Here is a 14242-nt window from a genome sequence, read left to right as displayed (position 1 = left end):
GGGGGCGGCGCAGAGCGCCTTGCCCGGGCTACGAGTTCTCCACCGTCTGCGGGATGGTAGCCCGGACAGGCGCGCAGCGCCGCCTCCGGGAAACGTGCGCACGGGGTTTAGAAACGATGACCGGCGTTGAGGGTCACCGCGTCTTCTCCGGCTCTGAATACCAGCGTTGGATTCGGGCCGCCAAGGGTAGCGTGGCCCTGCGTCACCTGTATCCAGTTGCCTTCCGGCAGGCCGATAATCGTCAGCTCTGGCGCAACCACCAGCAGCTCGCGGATCCGCTGTTCGCGGGTTTCCCCTTTGTGGCCTTCCGGCAGCGCGTTGGTGAAATGCGGGTTAATTTGCAGCGGGAACAGCCCCAGCGCAGCAAAACCGTTAGGGTCGACAATCGGCATATCGTTAGTGGTGCGAATCGTCGGGCAGGCCAGGTTAGCGCCCGCGCTCCAGCCGATATACAGTGCCCCGCGCTTCACCACATCCACCATCGGCGCCAGCAGGCCGCGTTCGCGGCACTCTTTCAGCAGCTGAAAGGTATTGCCGCCGCCGACGATAACTATCTCCGCATTCGCAATCGCCGACACCGGGTCCGCGACGCTGTGAATACCGGTAACCGTAACGCCCATTGGGCTGAAGACGGCGGCGGTTTTCGCGGTGTAATCATCCCAGGTTTGCGTCACCCCGGCAAAAGGGATGAATACCGCAGAACGGCGGCCATTTAGCTGCCCGGCAATGGTCGGCAGCGCATGTTCCAGCCAGGCTTTGCCCGGCAGCGTTGAGTTACTCAATAGCAGCAGTTCCATTATTTCTCCATTTGACCAGATGATTATTCGGGCAGAGATGTTATCACAGGATATCTTACCGCTTGCTGACGTGGCTCACGCTGGGACGCGCTGAGCAAAGCGGAACGGTGATTATTGGCGCAGCGACTCTCTGAATTAATCTGGAAAGTGCCTCGCAGACTGACTCTACCGGGCGTGACAGGTTAGCGGGAACCGCTTAGTTTTACGTTGATGATTCACAGGCAAAGAATAGAAAATGCTCGTTTATTACGCTAATCTGAGGCATGTCATGCGCATTACCATGGGGGCTATCATGCGCACTACGTCGAACGTTAAAAAATCAGTCAATGTCTCGCTTTCGCCTGAAATCCTGGAAGAGGCGCGTAAACTTAAAATCAACATTTCGGCGGTTTTAACGGAAGCTTTACTTGAGAAATTTCGTGAGCACAAACGTGAAGAGTGGTTACGAGACAATAAGAAATCGATCGATACGATTAACCAATGGGTAGAAGAAAACGGTTCGTTTAGTGATTTTCAAAGGCCGTTCTGATGGAACAATATTGCGCTTATGAGAATACGGGAAGCGGTAAAAAGGTTTTCCCTTATTTAATCAACCTGCAGCATCCGGTCGCGAATGTCCTGAAGCATATCCTGGTTGCCCCTGTGATAGAACAAAACCAACTACCTGATACCCAGCCTCCGACCAAAATTTGTCCCGTGATTACGATTGCCGGTCAAACTTATATTGTGATGACGCATATGATGGCGGGTTTGCCGCAGAAAGAACTGGGCAAGCGCGTTGCTGATTTGACGGCGGACAGGGCTGCGCTGCGCGATGCAATCGACTTTCTGATCAACGGTTATTAGAGCGCCCTCCCTGGCGCTCTCCGTTTTGCCTTTATCCTCTGGCAAAGGCCGCGGCTTCAGCGACCAGCGCCGCGTCCGGACGCACGCCGGTGTAGAGCGCAAACTGCTCCACCGCCTGCAGGGCAATCACCTCCGCACCGCTGATAACGCGCTTGTCCAGCCTCTGCGCCAGCTTGATGAGCGGGGTTTCCGGCGGCAGAGCGACCACGTCAAATATCACGTCGGCCCGTTCCACCATCGTCGGGCTAAAGGCCAGAGTTTCGCTTTCCGCGCCGCCCGCCATGCCGAGCGGCGTGACGTTAACCAGAATATCCGCCGCGATTCCCTCCGGCCTGGGCTGCCACTGAAAACCGTACTGCTTTGCCAGCGCCAGGCCGCGCTCGCGATGGCGGGCGGCGATAATCACATCGCGGAAACCGGCATCGCGGAAGGCGGCGATGACCGCTTTGCCCATTCCGCCGCTGCCCTGGATCATCACTTTGGCTGAGGAATCGAGCTGATAGCTGTCAATCAGGCTTTTCACCGCGATATAGTCGGTATTCAGCCCGGTCAGCCTGCCGTCGTCGTTGACGATGGTGTTGACCGAATCAATCGCCTTTGCCGAAGGGTCAAGCGCGTCAAGATACGCTATGCAGCTCTCTTTAAACGGCATAGAGACCGCGCAGCCGCGAATGCCTAATGCGCGCACGCCGTTTACCGCCGCGGCTATATCCTGGGTCGTAAACGCTTTATAGATATAGTTCAGCCCCAGCTTTTCATACAGGTAATTATGAAAGCGGGTGCCGAAGTTACCCGGGCGACCGGCCAGCGACATGCACAGCAGCGTATCGCGATCAATCATGAGCAATATCCTCCGCGTGGGCCAGCAGGTACTCTTCCGCCTCTTTTGACCAGATACCGTGGTGACGTTCCATAATCGCCGCCAGCTGCGGGTCGCTAATGTTTCCCAGAGGCGTAAGCGGAATGTTTTTTCCGGTATAGACCAGCTTCTTACCGCCGCCTACCGCCGGTAAATCCAGGGTGGTCTCGCCCGCCGCGTTCAGCCCCAGAATATGAGTCACCACTTTCGCGGTCTGCACCTTTTTCTCCTGCATCAGCGCTACGGCGGCGCGCATATCGTCGGTATTGCCGCCGGAGGTGCCCACGTAGTGGGTGAAGGCGTAATGCACATCGTAAAAATTGATCGGTGCGCTGAACTGCTTATCCTGCGGGCCGGCGAAAAAGTTCAGGCAGCCGTCCGGGGCCAGCAGCGAGGATGCCAGGGTGATGAGCTGTTCGTTAGGGACGAAGACGAAGATATCGTCAAAGCCGTGGCCGCCGGAGAGCTCCATCAGCGTTTCGCGGCTGGCGTCGCGCCCATCCAGATAGTGAATCAACGTTTGCGGCTCGGAGGGATAGTGCTGGCGCGCATAGCTGAGCTTTGGCTTATTGGTATCGGTGACCACCAGCAGCGCCGGGTTGATCGGGCCATGCAGCGCGTAGTCGATGGCCAGTAGCCCCATCGGGCCGGTGCCGCCGAGGATCAGGGCGCGGCCCTGCGGGCGAATGCCCATTACATGGTTATAGCTGCCTTCCTGCAGATGATAGTTGGCGTTGAAGGCGCCAATCACGCAGGAAAGCGGCTCCACCAGCGAGCCTTCAAACCAGGTATCGCCTTCCCAGGAAAGCAAACAATCCTGTTCCATCACCTCGTTGGGGATCACCACGTGGGTGGCTTCGCCGCCGATCCATGGAAAAGAATAACCGGGGCAGTCCGGGCGATCCGGCAGCTGCAGATTGGCCTGAATCACATAGCGCTGGCCGGCATGAAACTTGTGCTGCCACTTTTTGCCGACGGCGATAATCTCCCCGCAGAACTCATGGCCGATAATGATTGGGTTGGTCGCCACATCGTCAGGCACCTTTTTGTGGTCCTCGCCCTGATTCGCCTCTTTCCACGAGGAGAGGCACAGGCTGTCGGTGACCACCCGGGCGAGGATTTCATCATCCTGCATCGCCGGGAGTTCGAAGGTTTCCAGGCGCAGGTCGCGTTTGCCGTACAGGCGCAGGGCTGTTGTTGTTTGCATGTTTACCACCTCATCCCCTTCATCTTTCGCATGACGGCTGCGAAATCTTTTGGGTCTAACTTGTTGAAGTAGCCCCGGCATCGCCGGGGCGGAAAAATCAGGACAGGAAGCCCAGCGCGTTACCGATAATCCCCAAACCGAAGAGGGCGAAAATCAGCCATACCGGGTTCACTTTCTTATTGAGCAGGCGCACCATCAGCAGCGTCAGGCCCAGAGCCAGCAGGCCGGGGCAGAGCTGATCGAGGATGTCCTGTACGGTCATGGTGACGGTCGAGCCGTCGGCGCCCGGGGTTTGCGAGACCACCAGCGGGACGTTGATGGTAGTCCACTTGGTGACCAGCACGCCCATCACAAACAGGCCAAGAATGGAGGCGCCTTCGGTCAGTTTTTGCAGCAGGTTGCCGCCCATATCGCTGACGATATTGACCCCTTTACGGAAGCCAAGCTGCAGCCCGTACCACTTCATCGCCAGACGTACCGCGTTGAAAATAAAGAAGAACAGCAGCGGTCCAAGAATATTGCCGGAGAGCGCCAGCGAGGCGCCGAGGGCGGCGGTAATCGGCCGCAGCGTGCCCCATACCAGCGGGTCGCCCACGCCTGCCAGCGGCCCCATCAGGCCAACTTTGATCCCGTTGATGGCGCCATCGTCGATAGCGGCGCCGTTGGCCCGGGCTTCCTCCATCGCGGCGGTGACGCCAATCACCGGCCCGCAGACTGCCGGAGTGGTGTTGAAGAACACCAGATGGCGCTTCAGCGCGGCGACCTGATCCTCTTTCAGCGGGTAGAGGCGCTTGATGGCCGGGATCATGTCGTAGCAGAAGCCAAGCCCGTGAATACGTTCGAAGTTGAATGACGCCTGCTGCAGGTTGGAGCGCAGAAACATGCTCACCAGGTCGCCTTGGGTAATTTTTCTCTGTTCCATGTTGGGCTCCATCAGTCGTCAAGCTGGTCAAGGGCAGTGGAAGAGGTGGCGGCGGCCTGCGGTTCGGGTTTACGCCACTGCGGATTAAGCTGGATATAAATCAGCGCGATGATGACCCCGACGCCGCCGAAGGCCAGCAGGCTAAAGTCGAGGTAGCCGCCCGCGAGGAAGCCGAGGAAGAAGAAGGGCATCAGATACTTCACGCCCATCATGCGCAGCACCATGGCGTAGCCGACCACCACGATAAAACCGCCGGCGATTTGCAGACCGCGGGTGACGAAGTCCGGAATGGCGTTGAGCATATTGCTGACCATATCCGCGCTGACAAACAGAGAAACGATGAGTGCGGGAATGGCGACGCGCAGCGCCTGAACGCCCAGCGCCGACACGTGCAGCAGATCGATTGTTCTGAAGCGCGCCTCTTCCGCGGCCTTATCCGCCGCGTGCTGGAACACCACGGTAATGGTGCGGGCGAACACGGTGAGCACCTGACCTGCGGCAGCGACCGGCAGCGCAATCGCTATTCCGGTAGCGATGCTTTGCTGGCCCACGATCACCAGGATGGCGGAGATAATGCTGGCTAACGCCGAATCCGGAGACTGCGCCGCGCCGACGTTCATCCAGCCGAGCGCGATCAGCTCCAGCGTCCCGCCGAGCATAATCCCGGTTTTTAGATCGCCGAGAATTAAGCCAATCACGGTACAGGCGATTAATGGCCGGTGCGTCTGGAATTCATCCAGCACGCTGCCCATCCCGGCAATACAGGAAAAAATAAATATGGCGATTATTTGTAGGGTACTTATTTCCATAATTTGTCACCTTGAGGGTATAGAAATCCCTGCCTTTTACGGCATTTACACGATGTTCTTCAGGCTGCCTCTTTGTTGACTGCATTCTCTCGCCCCAGTCACATAGTTAGCTATGCTGCTGGTGACTCGCTCATTTGCCGCCGCGATGCATCCAGAATGATAGTGTGTAATAAAAGGCGCGTTTTATTATTCTGTAACGGACTGCTCTGCTATTTTATCGAGAATATTAACCGACGGATCCGAAGCCACGACGCGTAAATCAAGCTTAACGCCCAGAGTATCTAACTGCTGAAAGGCATTAATATCCGCTGCGTCTAATGACACCGCTTTGGTTAACTGTTTTTTACCCGGTCGCCAGGCCATGCCGCCAATATTCAGCGTGGCTATTTTGACGCCCTGCTGCACCATGGTTAATACGTCCTGCGGATTAGTGAATAAATAAAAAACCGTTTCGTCCTGATATTGCGGGTTGTGATAAACGGCGACGGCTTTCTCGATATTCACCACATTGACCTTCATGCCCGGCGGCGCGGCCTGGCGAAGCAGCGTGCGGCGAACGTCGTCGTTATACACGTCGTCATTACAGATAATGATGCGCTGGGCGTTGGCCACTTTTGACCAAACGGTGGTGACCTGGCCGTGAATCAGGCGGTCATCGATGCGTGCGAGCGTAATGTTCATCAGAAATCCTCCTCAACGGTTTCCGGTTGCCGCCAGGTGACGCAGCACTGGCTGGCGATGGTCTCAAGATGTTGGCACAGTGCTTCTGCATTCATCGTTTGCTGGTTATCGACCAGCTCCAGAGCCAGCGGTAGCGACAGGCCGCTGATGACCCGAAGCTGTGGGTTGCGCATCGCCAGGCCGGCGGCGGCGTTCCACGGGCTGCCGCACTGTAGATCGACGGCGATGAGCCACTCCTCCTCTTTGTGAGTACTTACCAACTTTTCAAGCTTATCGGCGATATCGCCCGCGTTTTCCCCCGGTACAAACGCCACGGCGCTGACGTGGACATCGCCGTAAACCATGCGCACCGAGTCGAGCATGGCGCAGGCCAGCTGACCGTGAGCGCAGAAGATGACGTTAACCATGTTTCCCCCTTAGCCGCGCGTTTTGCCGCCCGCAATGTTAGTGGTTACTCCGGTAATGTAGCTGGCGCGCTCTGAGAGCAGATAGCAAACAAAATCAGCAACTTCGCTGAGACGGCCGGAGCGACCAACAGGAATCGCATTTTTGCTATAGCCTTCGCGCAGCTGTTCGACGGTGATATTGCGGGTCCAGGCCAGCGCTTCTTCATATTCCGGCGTACGCAGCCCGGTTTTTTCCAGAATGCCCGGCGCAACGCCTACGACGCGAATACCGTGCTTGCCCAGCTCTTTCGACCAGGAGCGGGTAAAGCTGTTCAGCGCGGCTTTGGTCGCGGCGTAGCAGCTCTGGCCTTCAGAGCCTTCGAGACCGCTTTCTGACGAGACGTTAACAATCACGCCGCTGCGCTGTTTAACCATCTGGCGCGCCACCGCCTGCGACATCAGGAACACGCCTTTCTGGTTGATATTGACCATTTTTTCGAAAGCCGCTTCATTTAATTCATAGCGACCGGACGGCGCTTTCTCATCGACTAATAAACGCGGGAAGTTGACGCCGGCGTTATTGACTAAACCATCAATGCGGCCAAAGCGCTGAATAATACTGTCGACGGTTTTATTCACTTCGCTGGCGCTGGAAATATCGGTTGGCCAGAAATTATAATTATCGCGATCCTGATGTTTGTCGCCGCCGTGAATATCGCTCATCTGCACGTTTGCGCCCTGGGCTAATAACTCATCGACAATCGCCAGGCCGATTCCTGATGCGCCGCCGGTCACGATAATTATTTTGTCTTTTAAATTTAACCATGTATTCATTATCGACTCCTGTTTCTTTAGATAAAGGGATCCCCCGCAGCAGCGCTGCGTGAAATCATATTCTTGACATTTACTTCAGTAATGACTCAGCGGTTTCTCGATTCGTCACCAGACAATTAATGTAATGACCGTTTAAGGCGCCAAGAATCCCGGCGTATTTCTCCTCGCCCATGGCGATACCCACCGAGTAGCGCGCCTGCTTGAGTTTCACCATCTCGATAGAGAGCGTTTTTTCGCTCATGGCGGTTTCGACCAGCGCGCCATCAATGTTGTAAAAACGCGAACAGATATCGCCGGCGACCTGGCGAGCGTTGAGATCGTCGCTCTCTTCACTGCCGTAAAATGCATGCCAGTTGGCGCCGTCGCGGATCGCCGGAGAACCAATGCCCACCAGCGCGACGTCCAGGTTATCCCAGTAGGAGGCAATCGTTTTAAAATGCCGGGACTGCATAATACCGTTGCGAATTAATGTGTTATCCAGCAGTGCCGGGAAATCAGCGAGATGAGATTCCGCTTTCAGCTTCGCCGCTGCGCCGTAGGTCAGCGTATTCACGTGGTAGCGACTTTCCAGTTTTCCGGAGGGGCCGCCGATAATCGGCACGCAGATAACCTGACGGGACTGGCTGGCCTGCGGCAGATTCTCCACCAGCGCGCGCACCGCCCGACCCCAGGAGAAGCCGACGATATCGCCCGGCTCCAGCAGCCTGTCGACCAATTGCGCGCCATGCAGGCCGATAAGATTGAGCTGATCCTCCTCCAGCAGTGAGTCGCAGGCCGCCACCACCGCCTCTTTGAGACCGAATTTTTGTTTTAGCTGCTGCTCAAGCCACAGATTTTCGTTGTAGTCGTAGTTGATGGCGATAGTGACGATGCCCTGCTCGCGGCCGCGCTTCAGCAGACGGCTGATAGTGGTGCGGTATATCCCCAGCTCGCGGGCAATCTGCGCCTGGGTCATATCCTGCTCATAGTAGAGCTGGGCGATTTTCACGATCAGACGAATATCGTCGCTGTTTTCCATCGTCACTGTCGGCTCCTGCACATTTGTGCAAATGGGAGAGTTGCTGTCATGATCTGATATAACCCCATCAGCGACCCGCTTCAAAGAAATTTTCCTCTATTTCATGATGATGTTCCGACCGTTTCTGTTGCACATTTGCGTTGCTTACCGGTGGTTTATGGCACCTTTGTGCCGGACGTGATAAGAGCCTGATTCTGCTTTGTTTCGCCGGGCAAAGTTGCCGGGCTTTCATGGGCACACTTTTGTGTTGAAAGGCGTGGCAGATCACATTTAGCGGCAGGCGACGAGAGCGCGATTCTTTTTTATCGCCCGCAAGGTAGGGTATATTTCGCTTTTACAGGAGATTTTATGCTGCCCGACTCATCAACCCGACTCAATAAATACATCAGCGAAAGCGGAATTTGCTCGCGTCGTGAAGCCGATCGCTTTATCGAACAAGGCAACGTTTTTATCAACGGCAAGCGCGCTACCATCGGCGACCAGGTTAAAGCGGGCGACGTGGTAAAGGTCAATGGCCGGTTGATTGAGCCGCGCGAAGCGGACGATCTGGTCCTGATTGCGCTGAATAAACCGGTTGGCATCGTCAGCACTACCGAAGACGGCGAACGCGACAACATCGTTGATTTCGTAAACCACAGCAAACGCGTTTTCCCCATCGGTCGCCTGGATAAAGACTCCCAGGGGCTGATCTTTCTGACCAACCATGGCGATCTGGTGAATAAAATCCTGCGCGCCGGTAACGATCACGAAAAAGAGTATCTGGTCACCGTTGATAAGCCGGTGACCGATGAGTTTATCTGCGGCATGGGGGCGGGCGTACCGATTCTCGGCACGGTGACGAAGAAGTGCAAAGTGAAAAAAGAAGCGCCGTTTGTGTTCCGCATTACCCTGGTGCAGGGGCTGAATCGCCAGATCCGCCGGATGTGCGAACACTTTGGCTATGAAGTGACGAAGCTTGAGCGGACGCGGATCATGAACGTCAGCCTGACGGGGATCCCGCTGGGAGAGTGGCGCGATCTGACCGACGATGAGCTGATCGATCTTTTCAAACTGATTGAAAACTCGTCTTCAGAAGCGAAACCGAAGGCAAAAGCGAAGCCGAAAACGGCCGGCATCAAGCGTCCCGTCGTGGCGATTGAAAAAACCAGCGACAAGTCCTCCCGCCCGGCGTCGAACGGCAAACGCTTTACCGCGCCGGGGCGCAAGAAGAAAGGGCGTTAACGTCTGCCGCGCGTCGGGGTATTTGCCGACCAGGAAAACGAGGCCTCTGCGTCCGGTTTATAAGCCTGCTTTTTCTTCAGCTGGCGGGCTTTCTTAGCCTCGGCCTCGCGCAGGGCCATCAGTTTATCGATGTACTCTTTTTTCACGCTGTTGGTTTCCGCGTTGGTCAGCGGACGGCCATGGGCGATGCGCGCGCGGTCGAGCAGGGTTTTCAGTTCGCGCTGTTCGCGCTCGGTCATCTCTTTTTGCGTGATGCGGGGGAGTGCCATAGTGGTGCCCTCAATTAGCCTGTGGTTTCAGTGTACGGTATTGGGGCTGACGTCTCACGGTAAATTGTTGTGCCTCGCAGAAAATCCCGGAGGCGGCGCTGCGCACCTGTCCGGCTACAAAACCCGCAAGCTGCACGGACCGTAGCCCGGCTAAGCGCAGCGCAAGCCGGGAAAATTACGGGTTATTCGCGCTCTTTTACCGTTTACGCGGTTTGTCGGCGATAGGCTTCCCTGACCAGTAGCCGGCCAGCAGCGAGCCGGACAGGTTGTGCCAGACCGAGAACAGCGCGCCGGGCAGCGCGGCCAGCGGGCCAAAGTAGATTTTCCCCAGCGCGGCGGCAAGGCCGGAGTTCTGCATTCCTACCTCGATCGCCAGCGTGCGGCAGGTGGACTCGTCAAAGCCAAACAGTCGCCCGCCCCAGTAGCCGCCGAGCAGACCGATAGTGTTATGCAGGATAACGGCGATAATCACCACAAAACCAACGGAAGCGATATGCGACGCGGAGCCTGCCACCACGGCGCAGATAATCGCCAGAATGCAGACCATCGAAAAGGCCGGCAGGAACGGCTCCACCGCCTTCACCACTTTCGGCAGCAGATGGTGCACGACAAGCCCCAGCGCAATCGGGATCACCACGATTTGCAGAATGCTGAGCAGCATCCCCATCACGTCCACCTGAATATGCGCATCCACGTACAGACGCGTCAGCAACGGGGTGGCGACCACGCCAACCAGTGTGGAAACCGATGAGATGGTGACTGAGAGCGCGACGTCGCCTTTTGCCAGAAAGATCATCACGTTGGATGCCGTACCGCTGGCGACGCTGCCGACCAGCACCATCCCGGCGGAGAGCTCGGGCGGCATGTGAAAAATCAGCGCCAGCAGCCAGGCGGCGAGCGGCATCACCAGGTAATGGAGAAAAATGCCTGCGGCGACCGGCGCGGGGCGGGAAAGCACGCGCTTAAAATCGTCGACTTTCAGATGCACGCCCATGCCGAACATAATCAGCATCAGCAGCGTCGGGACCCACGGGCCAACGGGGGTAAAAGTGGATGGCGTGTAATAGGCGATAACCGAGAGCAGCAGCGCCCATAATGGGAACAGCCGCGTAAGCGTGGCGAGCATGTTGTTTTCCTTGCACGTAAGTTGTGTTTGCTTGTTATAGACCGGCCGGGATCGAGCCCGGCCATCGCTATTGTTTATCGTGCTAAGACATATTATTCAAACAAATTATGCTCATGTTCCGCTGCGGATAAGCTCCCAGCTGAGTCCGAAGCGCGCTAAATATTTGCGCAAGCGGTCGGCATCGTTAGGGTTGGCCTTTTTTTGCCGGGAGACGGCGAACAGCTCGCGTCCGGCTTCGGAGAGCGAAACGCTGCGCTGGCAGACCTCCAGCACCGTTTCCAGCTGGCGGCGATCGAACAGATCGATTTCCATTGCAATATCAGGAGAAGATGTCGTGAGCTGCCAGCTCTCTTTCAGCAGCATTATCTCCTCTTCCGCAACGGCCAGCGTAATGCGCCCCTGCTCGGCCAGGGTCGCCATACGCGCCACGGAGGAGCCTAGCTCGCGGAAATTGCCGCGCCATTGCGCCTGCGGCGAGCAGGCAAAGGCCAGATAGCGTTCGCGGGCGTCTTTATCGAAGCGGATCTGCGTCTGCCGCTCGTTGGCCAGTCGCCGTAATTCATACTCCACGTTCGGCGCAATATCTTCCCGCCGCTGCGCCAGGCCGGGGAGGGCAAAGCGCCACATATTGATGCGCGCATAAAGATCTTCGCGAAAGCGCCCCTCCGCCACCCACTGCTGCATATCGCGATGCGTGCCGGCGATTAGCTGGAAGTCGCTGTGCACCTCTTTATCCGAGCCAAACGGGAAAAAGGTTTTTTCTTCGATGGCCTTCAGCAGCATAGCCTGCTCATCCAGCCCCAGCTCGGCGATTTCATCGAGAAACAGCACGCCGCCGTCGGCTTCGCGTAATAGCCCGGCGCGAGGCGTAACCGCGCCGGTAAACGCGCCTTTGACATGTCCAAACAGCGTGGACATGGCGTTATCACCGCGCAGCGTGGCGCAGTTTACCGCCATGAATTTTCCCGCCACCCGATGGCGCGACTGACGAAGCTGAAAAATACGTTTGGCGAGGACGGACTTCCCGGCGCCCGTTGGGCCGGTCAGCAGGATCGGATCGGTCGATCGGATCGCCACGCGCTCAATACGATCGATAAGCGCGTTGAACGTCGCATTACGCGTCTCGATACCCGCCTTCAGGAAGGAGACGGACTGCTGCTGCTCGCGCTGAAAGCGGCTGGTGAGCGTGGCGTAGCGGCTTAAGTCCAGATCGATCACCGAGTAAATACCGGCGGCGACGGCGTCATCCGCTGCGCCTTTCGGCGCAGGGCTGGTCTGCAGCAGGCTGGCGGGGAGATAGCGCGCTTCGGTCAGCAGGAACCAGCAGATCTGCGCCACGTGGGTCCCGGTGGTGATATGCACCAGATACTCTTCGTTTTCGGTATCAAAGCGATAGCGGTTGGCGAAGTCGAGAAACGCCGCGTAGACCTCTTCAAAATCCCACGGATCGTTTATCTCAATCGTATGCGGGCGCACTTCGGTATGCGGCGAAAGCTGGGCGACATCGTCAATCAGCTTTTGCGCCATATTTTCATCACGCGGCTGGTGGAGAAGCTCCAGCCTGTCGACAGGAAAATCGGCCTGCTGGCATAGCCCAACGGTAGGCCGCCATTTTTTAAAGCGATTCGCCCGCTTGCCGCGTTTGTCCAGCACCGTTCCGAGGACGCCAATGACCACTCGCCGCTTTTTCATGTTTATCCCAAAAGATAAGTTTCGATATTTAAAGATAAAAAAACCTGCTGCCGGAAGCAAGCGTTACCGTTTGAATTAAAAAACAAAAGCGTTATTAATCAATTGATTGAAAAATAACTTTCGCATTTTTTATTGTTGGCACGCAACTGGCAATATCCCTTCCGTCACGACGCTGAAAACGCAGGGGGTTAAACCCCGCCGGCACGCCAGGAACGGTACAGGCCGTTTTTCGGGCGCGTTCCGTCAGCCGATGACCACCAATGGGTTCGATTCCCGATTTCATCTCCAATGAAAACTGGTCGTTAATCATAGAAATAACGCGGGGTGATGCGCAGTCAGCACGCCCCACAGCAGGCCGCCGGTAAAGGCGCCGTGCCGCAGGCAAAAGGGAGTTCCCCTGCGGCTTCGCCCCTGCACCCGCGCCTGATTTTGCTAAGGAACAAAAAATGACGAAGAAAATCACGATACGTAAAGGTCAGCTTGGCCTTTTATCCCGTCAGGGTGACTACTATCAGGTTCTGGAAGCGGGCGAGCATCGCCTGCCGTGGTTCAACGTCCCCGAAGTGCTGATCGTTAACCGGGACGGCAGCGAAGTGCCGGAGGCGCTGGCGGAGTATTTACGACGCTTTCAGCCGGAATGGATTGAACGCTACTGCCTGGCGGCGGATTTGACGGATGTCGAGGCCGGGGCGCTGTATGCCAACGGTGTGCTGCAGGAAATTTTACCGCCTTCGACGCGCCGACTGTACTGGTCCGCCGGTGATGAAATTCAGCTGCTACGTATCGATACCCGGCAGGTTGCGGTTCCGGCTGACATTATGAATGCGGTGCTGCAGCCGCGACGTCACGGGGCGGTAAAAGGTCGCGAAGCGATCCTCACCGTATCGGTGCCGGCGTGGCACGTCGGGGTGCTGAAAATCGACGGCGAGACACAATCGCTGCTGCAGCCTGGCCTGAGCGCGTACTGGAAGGTCAATCATCTGGTGGAAGCGGAAGTGGTCGATACCCGCCTGCAGGTGCTGGAGGTTGGCGGCCAGGAGATTCTAACCAAAGATAAAGTGAACCTGCGTTTAAATCTGGCGGCGAACTGGCGTTACAGCGATGTACTGCAGGCGTTTGGACAGCTGACGAAGCCGCTGGACCATCTGTATCGCGAGCTGCAGTTTGCGCTGCGTGAAGCCGTCGGAACGCGAACGCTGGATGAGCTGCTGGAAGATAAGAAAATCATTGATGAGGTCGTGAGCGCGCAGGTCACCGAGCGCATGGCGGCATTTGGTATCGACGTCGCGTCGCTGGGCGTGAAGGATATTGTGCTGCCCGGCGACATGAAAGCCATTTTGTCGCAGCTGGTGGAGGCGGAGAAATCGGCGCAGGCGAACGTGATCCGCCGGCGTGAAGAGACCGCGGCGACGCGCTCGCTGCTCAACACCGCGAAGGTGATGGAGAATAACCCGGTCGCGCTGCGCTTAAAAGAGCTGGAAACGCTGGAAAGAGTGGCGGAGCGTATCGATAAAATCTCGGTCTTTGGCGGCCTGGACCAGGTGCTGCATGGCCTGGTGAATCTAAAAGGATAAT

17 protein-coding genes are annotated in these 14242 nt (G+C 56.8%); 4 read left to right on the top strand and 13 right to left on the bottom strand.

Annotated elements, in window-relative coordinates; all coding sequences use genetic code 11:
- Window positions 1–107 precede the first annotated feature (107 nt).
- Entirely contained in the window at window positions 108–797 is a 690-nt protein-coding gene (gene pepE / locus ABLV30_RS21250; RefSeq protein WP_187228799.1) for a dipeptidase PepE, read from the bottom strand.
- 235 nt (window positions 798–1032) lie between these two features.
- Between pepE and ABLV30_RS21245 the strand changes: the two genes are divergently transcribed.
- Window positions 1033–1326 carry a type II toxin-antitoxin system CcdA family antitoxin gene (locus ABLV30_RS21245; RefSeq protein ID WP_004138471.1) on the top strand — a complete coding sequence of 98 codons (294 nt, stop codon included), beginning with the start codon at window positions 1033–1035 and terminating at the stop codon, window positions 1324–1326.
- Complete coding sequence (locus tag ABLV30_RS21240) at window positions 1326–1643, top strand: CcdB family protein (RefSeq protein ID WP_014837118.1); 318 nt, start codon at window positions 1326–1328, stop codon at window positions 1641–1643. The genes ABLV30_RS21245 and ABLV30_RS21240 overlap by 1 nt, the downstream gene beginning before the upstream one ends.
- A gap of 31 nt (window positions 1644–1674) precedes the next feature.
- Here ABLV30_RS21240 and ABLV30_RS21235 read toward each other — a convergent pair whose 3' ends face one another.
- From ABLV30_RS21235 to ABLV30_RS21200, 8 genes are all read right to left on the bottom strand, one after another.
- Entirely contained in the window at window positions 1675–2484 is an 810-nt protein-coding gene (locus ABLV30_RS21235) for a shikimate 5-dehydrogenase (protein WP_032719358.1), read from the bottom strand.
- On the bottom strand, window positions 2477–3709 hold the full coding sequence (gene sorE, locus ABLV30_RS21230) for an L-sorbose 1-phosphate reductase (RefSeq protein ID WP_265800765.1): 1233 nt from the start codon (window positions 3707–3709) through the stop codon (window positions 2477–2479). Before sorE ends, ABLV30_RS21235 begins: the two co-directional genes overlap by 8 nt.
- Window positions 3710–3806: 97 nt before the next feature.
- Window positions 3807–4631 carry a PTS system mannose/fructose/sorbose family transporter subunit IID gene (locus tag ABLV30_RS21225; protein ID WP_004097717.1) on the bottom strand — a complete coding sequence of 275 codons (825 nt, stop codon included), beginning with the start codon at window positions 4629–4631 and terminating at the stop codon, window positions 3807–3809.
- Window positions 4632–4642: 11 nt separating this feature from the next.
- A complete protein-coding gene (locus ABLV30_RS21220) occupies window positions 4643–5440 on the bottom strand; it encodes a PTS mannose/fructose/sorbose transporter subunit IIC (protein ID WP_014227519.1) in 798 nt (265 codons plus the stop codon).
- A gap of 186 nt (window positions 5441–5626) precedes the next feature.
- Complete coding sequence (locus ABLV30_RS21215) at window positions 5627–6121, bottom strand: mannose/fructose/sorbose PTS transporter subunit IIB (protein WP_025107712.1); 495 nt, start codon at window positions 6119–6121, stop codon at window positions 5627–5629.
- Window positions 6121–6528 carry a mannose/fructose/sorbose PTS transporter subunit IIA gene (locus ABLV30_RS21210; protein ID WP_014227521.1) on the bottom strand — a complete coding sequence of 136 codons (408 nt, stop codon included), beginning with the start codon at window positions 6526–6528 and terminating at the stop codon, window positions 6121–6123. Before ABLV30_RS21210 ends, ABLV30_RS21215 begins: the two co-directional genes overlap by 1 nt.
- 9 nt (window positions 6529–6537) lie before the next feature.
- On the bottom strand, window positions 6538–7341 hold the full coding sequence (locus ABLV30_RS21205; RefSeq protein ID WP_025107711.1) for an SDR family oxidoreductase: 804 nt from the start codon (window positions 7339–7341) through the stop codon (window positions 6538–6540).
- Window positions 7342–7411: 70 nt separating this feature from the next.
- Window positions 7412–8359, bottom strand: a complete 948-nt coding sequence (locus ABLV30_RS21200; protein WP_025107710.1) for a sugar-binding transcriptional regulator — start codon at window positions 8357–8359, stop codon at window positions 7412–7414.
- Window positions 8360–8707: 348 nt separating this feature from the next.
- On the opposite strand from ABLV30_RS21200, the gene rluF reads away from it, so the two are divergent.
- Window positions 8708–9580 carry a 23S rRNA pseudouridine(2604) synthase RluF gene (rluF, locus tag ABLV30_RS21195; protein ID WP_224293760.1) on the top strand — a complete coding sequence of 291 codons (873 nt, stop codon included), beginning with the start codon at window positions 8708–8710 and terminating at the stop codon, window positions 9578–9580.
- Here rluF and ABLV30_RS21190 read toward each other — a convergent pair.
- The 4 genes from ABLV30_RS21190 to ABLV30_RS21175 all read right to left on the bottom strand — a co-directional run bounded on the left by ABLV30_RS21190 (window position 9577) and on the right by ABLV30_RS21175 (window position 12977).
- On the bottom strand, window positions 9577–9849 hold the full coding sequence (locus ABLV30_RS21190) for a DUF3811 domain-containing protein (RefSeq protein ID WP_009653910.1): 273 nt from the start codon (window positions 9847–9849) through the stop codon (window positions 9577–9579). The genes rluF and ABLV30_RS21190 overlap by 4 nt on opposite strands.
- 196 nt (window positions 9850–10045) lie before the next feature.
- On the bottom strand, window positions 10046–10975 hold the full coding sequence (gene panS, locus ABLV30_RS21185; protein WP_025107709.1) for a ketopantoate/pantoate/pantothenate transporter PanS: 930 nt from the start codon (window positions 10973–10975) through the stop codon (window positions 10046–10048).
- Between the two features lie 111 nt (window positions 10976–11086).
- The gene (gene rtcR / locus ABLV30_RS21180; protein ID WP_265800771.1) at window positions 11087–12667 is read right to left on the bottom strand and encodes an RNA repair transcriptional activator RtcR; all 1581 of its coding nucleotides are present in this window, start codon (window positions 12665–12667) and stop codon (window positions 11087–11089) included.
- 94 nt (window positions 12668–12761) lie between these two features.
- Window positions 12762–12977: a hypothetical protein gene (locus ABLV30_RS21175; RefSeq protein WP_072351824.1), complete on the bottom strand. Its 216-nt coding sequence runs from the start codon at window positions 12975–12977 to the stop codon at window positions 12762–12764.
- A 136-nt stretch (window positions 12978–13113) separates the two neighbouring features.
- On the opposite strand from ABLV30_RS21175, the gene ABLV30_RS21170 reads away from it, so the two are divergent.
- Window positions 13114–14241 carry a slipin family protein gene (locus ABLV30_RS21170; protein WP_014227527.1) on the top strand — a complete coding sequence of 376 codons (1128 nt, stop codon included), beginning with the start codon at window positions 13114–13116 and terminating at the stop codon, window positions 14239–14241.
- Window position 14242 lies beyond the last annotated feature (1 nt).

The sequence above is a fragment of the Klebsiella sp. CN_Kp113 genome, assembly GCF_040064585.1.
Classification (GTDB): domain Bacteria; phylum Pseudomonadota; class Gammaproteobacteria; order Enterobacterales; family Enterobacteriaceae; genus Klebsiella; species Klebsiella michiganensis.
This window is presented reverse-complemented; position numbering and strand designations above follow the sequence as displayed.

Bases quoted from the DNA above. Each gene is read 5' to 3' on its own strand.
- pepE (WP_187228799.1), bottom strand. From the start codon at position 797: ATGGAACTGCTGCTATTGAGTAACTCAACGCTGCCGGGCAAAGCCTGG.
- ABLV30_RS21245 (WP_004138471.1), top strand. From the start codon at position 1,033: ATGCTCGTTTATTACGCTAATCTGAGGCATGTCATGCGCATTACCATG.
- ABLV30_RS21240 (WP_014837118.1), top strand. From the start codon at position 1,326: ATGGAACAATATTGCGCTTATGAGAATACGGGAAGCGGTAAAAAGGTT.
- ABLV30_RS21235 (WP_032719358.1), bottom strand. From the start codon at position 2,484: ATGATTGATCGCGATACGCTGCTGTGCATGTCGCTGGCCGGTCGCCCG.
- sorE (WP_265800765.1), bottom strand. From the start codon at position 3,709: ATGCAAACAACAACAGCCCTGCGCCTGTACGGCAAACGCGACCTGCGC.
- ABLV30_RS21225 (WP_004097717.1), bottom strand. From the start codon at position 4,631: ATGGAACAGAGAAAAATTACCCAAGGCGACCTGGTGAGCATGTTTCTG.
- ABLV30_RS21220 (WP_014227519.1), bottom strand. From the start codon at position 5,440: ATGGAAATAAGTACCCTACAAATAATCGCCATATTTATTTTTTCCTGT.
- ABLV30_RS21215 (WP_025107712.1), bottom strand. From the start codon at position 6,121: ATGAACATTACGCTCGCACGCATCGATGACCGCCTGATTCACGGCCAG.
- ABLV30_RS21210 (WP_014227521.1), bottom strand. From the start codon at position 6,528: ATGGTTAACGTCATCTTCTGCGCTCACGGTCAGCTGGCCTGCGCCATG.
- ABLV30_RS21205 (WP_025107711.1), bottom strand. From the start codon at position 7,341: ATGAATACATGGTTAAATTTAAAAGACAAAATAATTATCGTGACCGGC.
- ABLV30_RS21200 (WP_025107710.1), bottom strand. From the start codon at position 8,359: ATGGAAAACAGCGACGATATTCGTCTGATCGTGAAAATCGCCCAGCTC.
- rluF (WP_224293760.1), top strand. From the start codon at position 8,708: ATGCTGCCCGACTCATCAACCCGACTCAATAAATACATCAGCGAAAGC.
- ABLV30_RS21190 (WP_009653910.1), bottom strand. From the start codon at position 9,849: ATGGCACTCCCCCGCATCACGCAAAAAGAGATGACCGAGCGCGAACAG.
- panS (WP_025107709.1), bottom strand. From the start codon at position 10,975: ATGCTCGCCACGCTTACGCGGCTGTTCCCATTATGGGCGCTGCTGCTC.
- rtcR (WP_265800771.1), bottom strand. From the start codon at position 12,667: ATGAAAAAGCGGCGAGTGGTCATTGGCGTCCTCGGAACGGTGCTGGAC.
- ABLV30_RS21175 (WP_072351824.1), bottom strand. From the start codon at position 12,977: ATGATTAACGACCAGTTTTCATTGGAGATGAAATCGGGAATCGAACCC.
- ABLV30_RS21170 (WP_014227527.1), top strand. From the start codon at position 13,114: ATGACGAAGAAAATCACGATACGTAAAGGTCAGCTTGGCCTTTTATCC.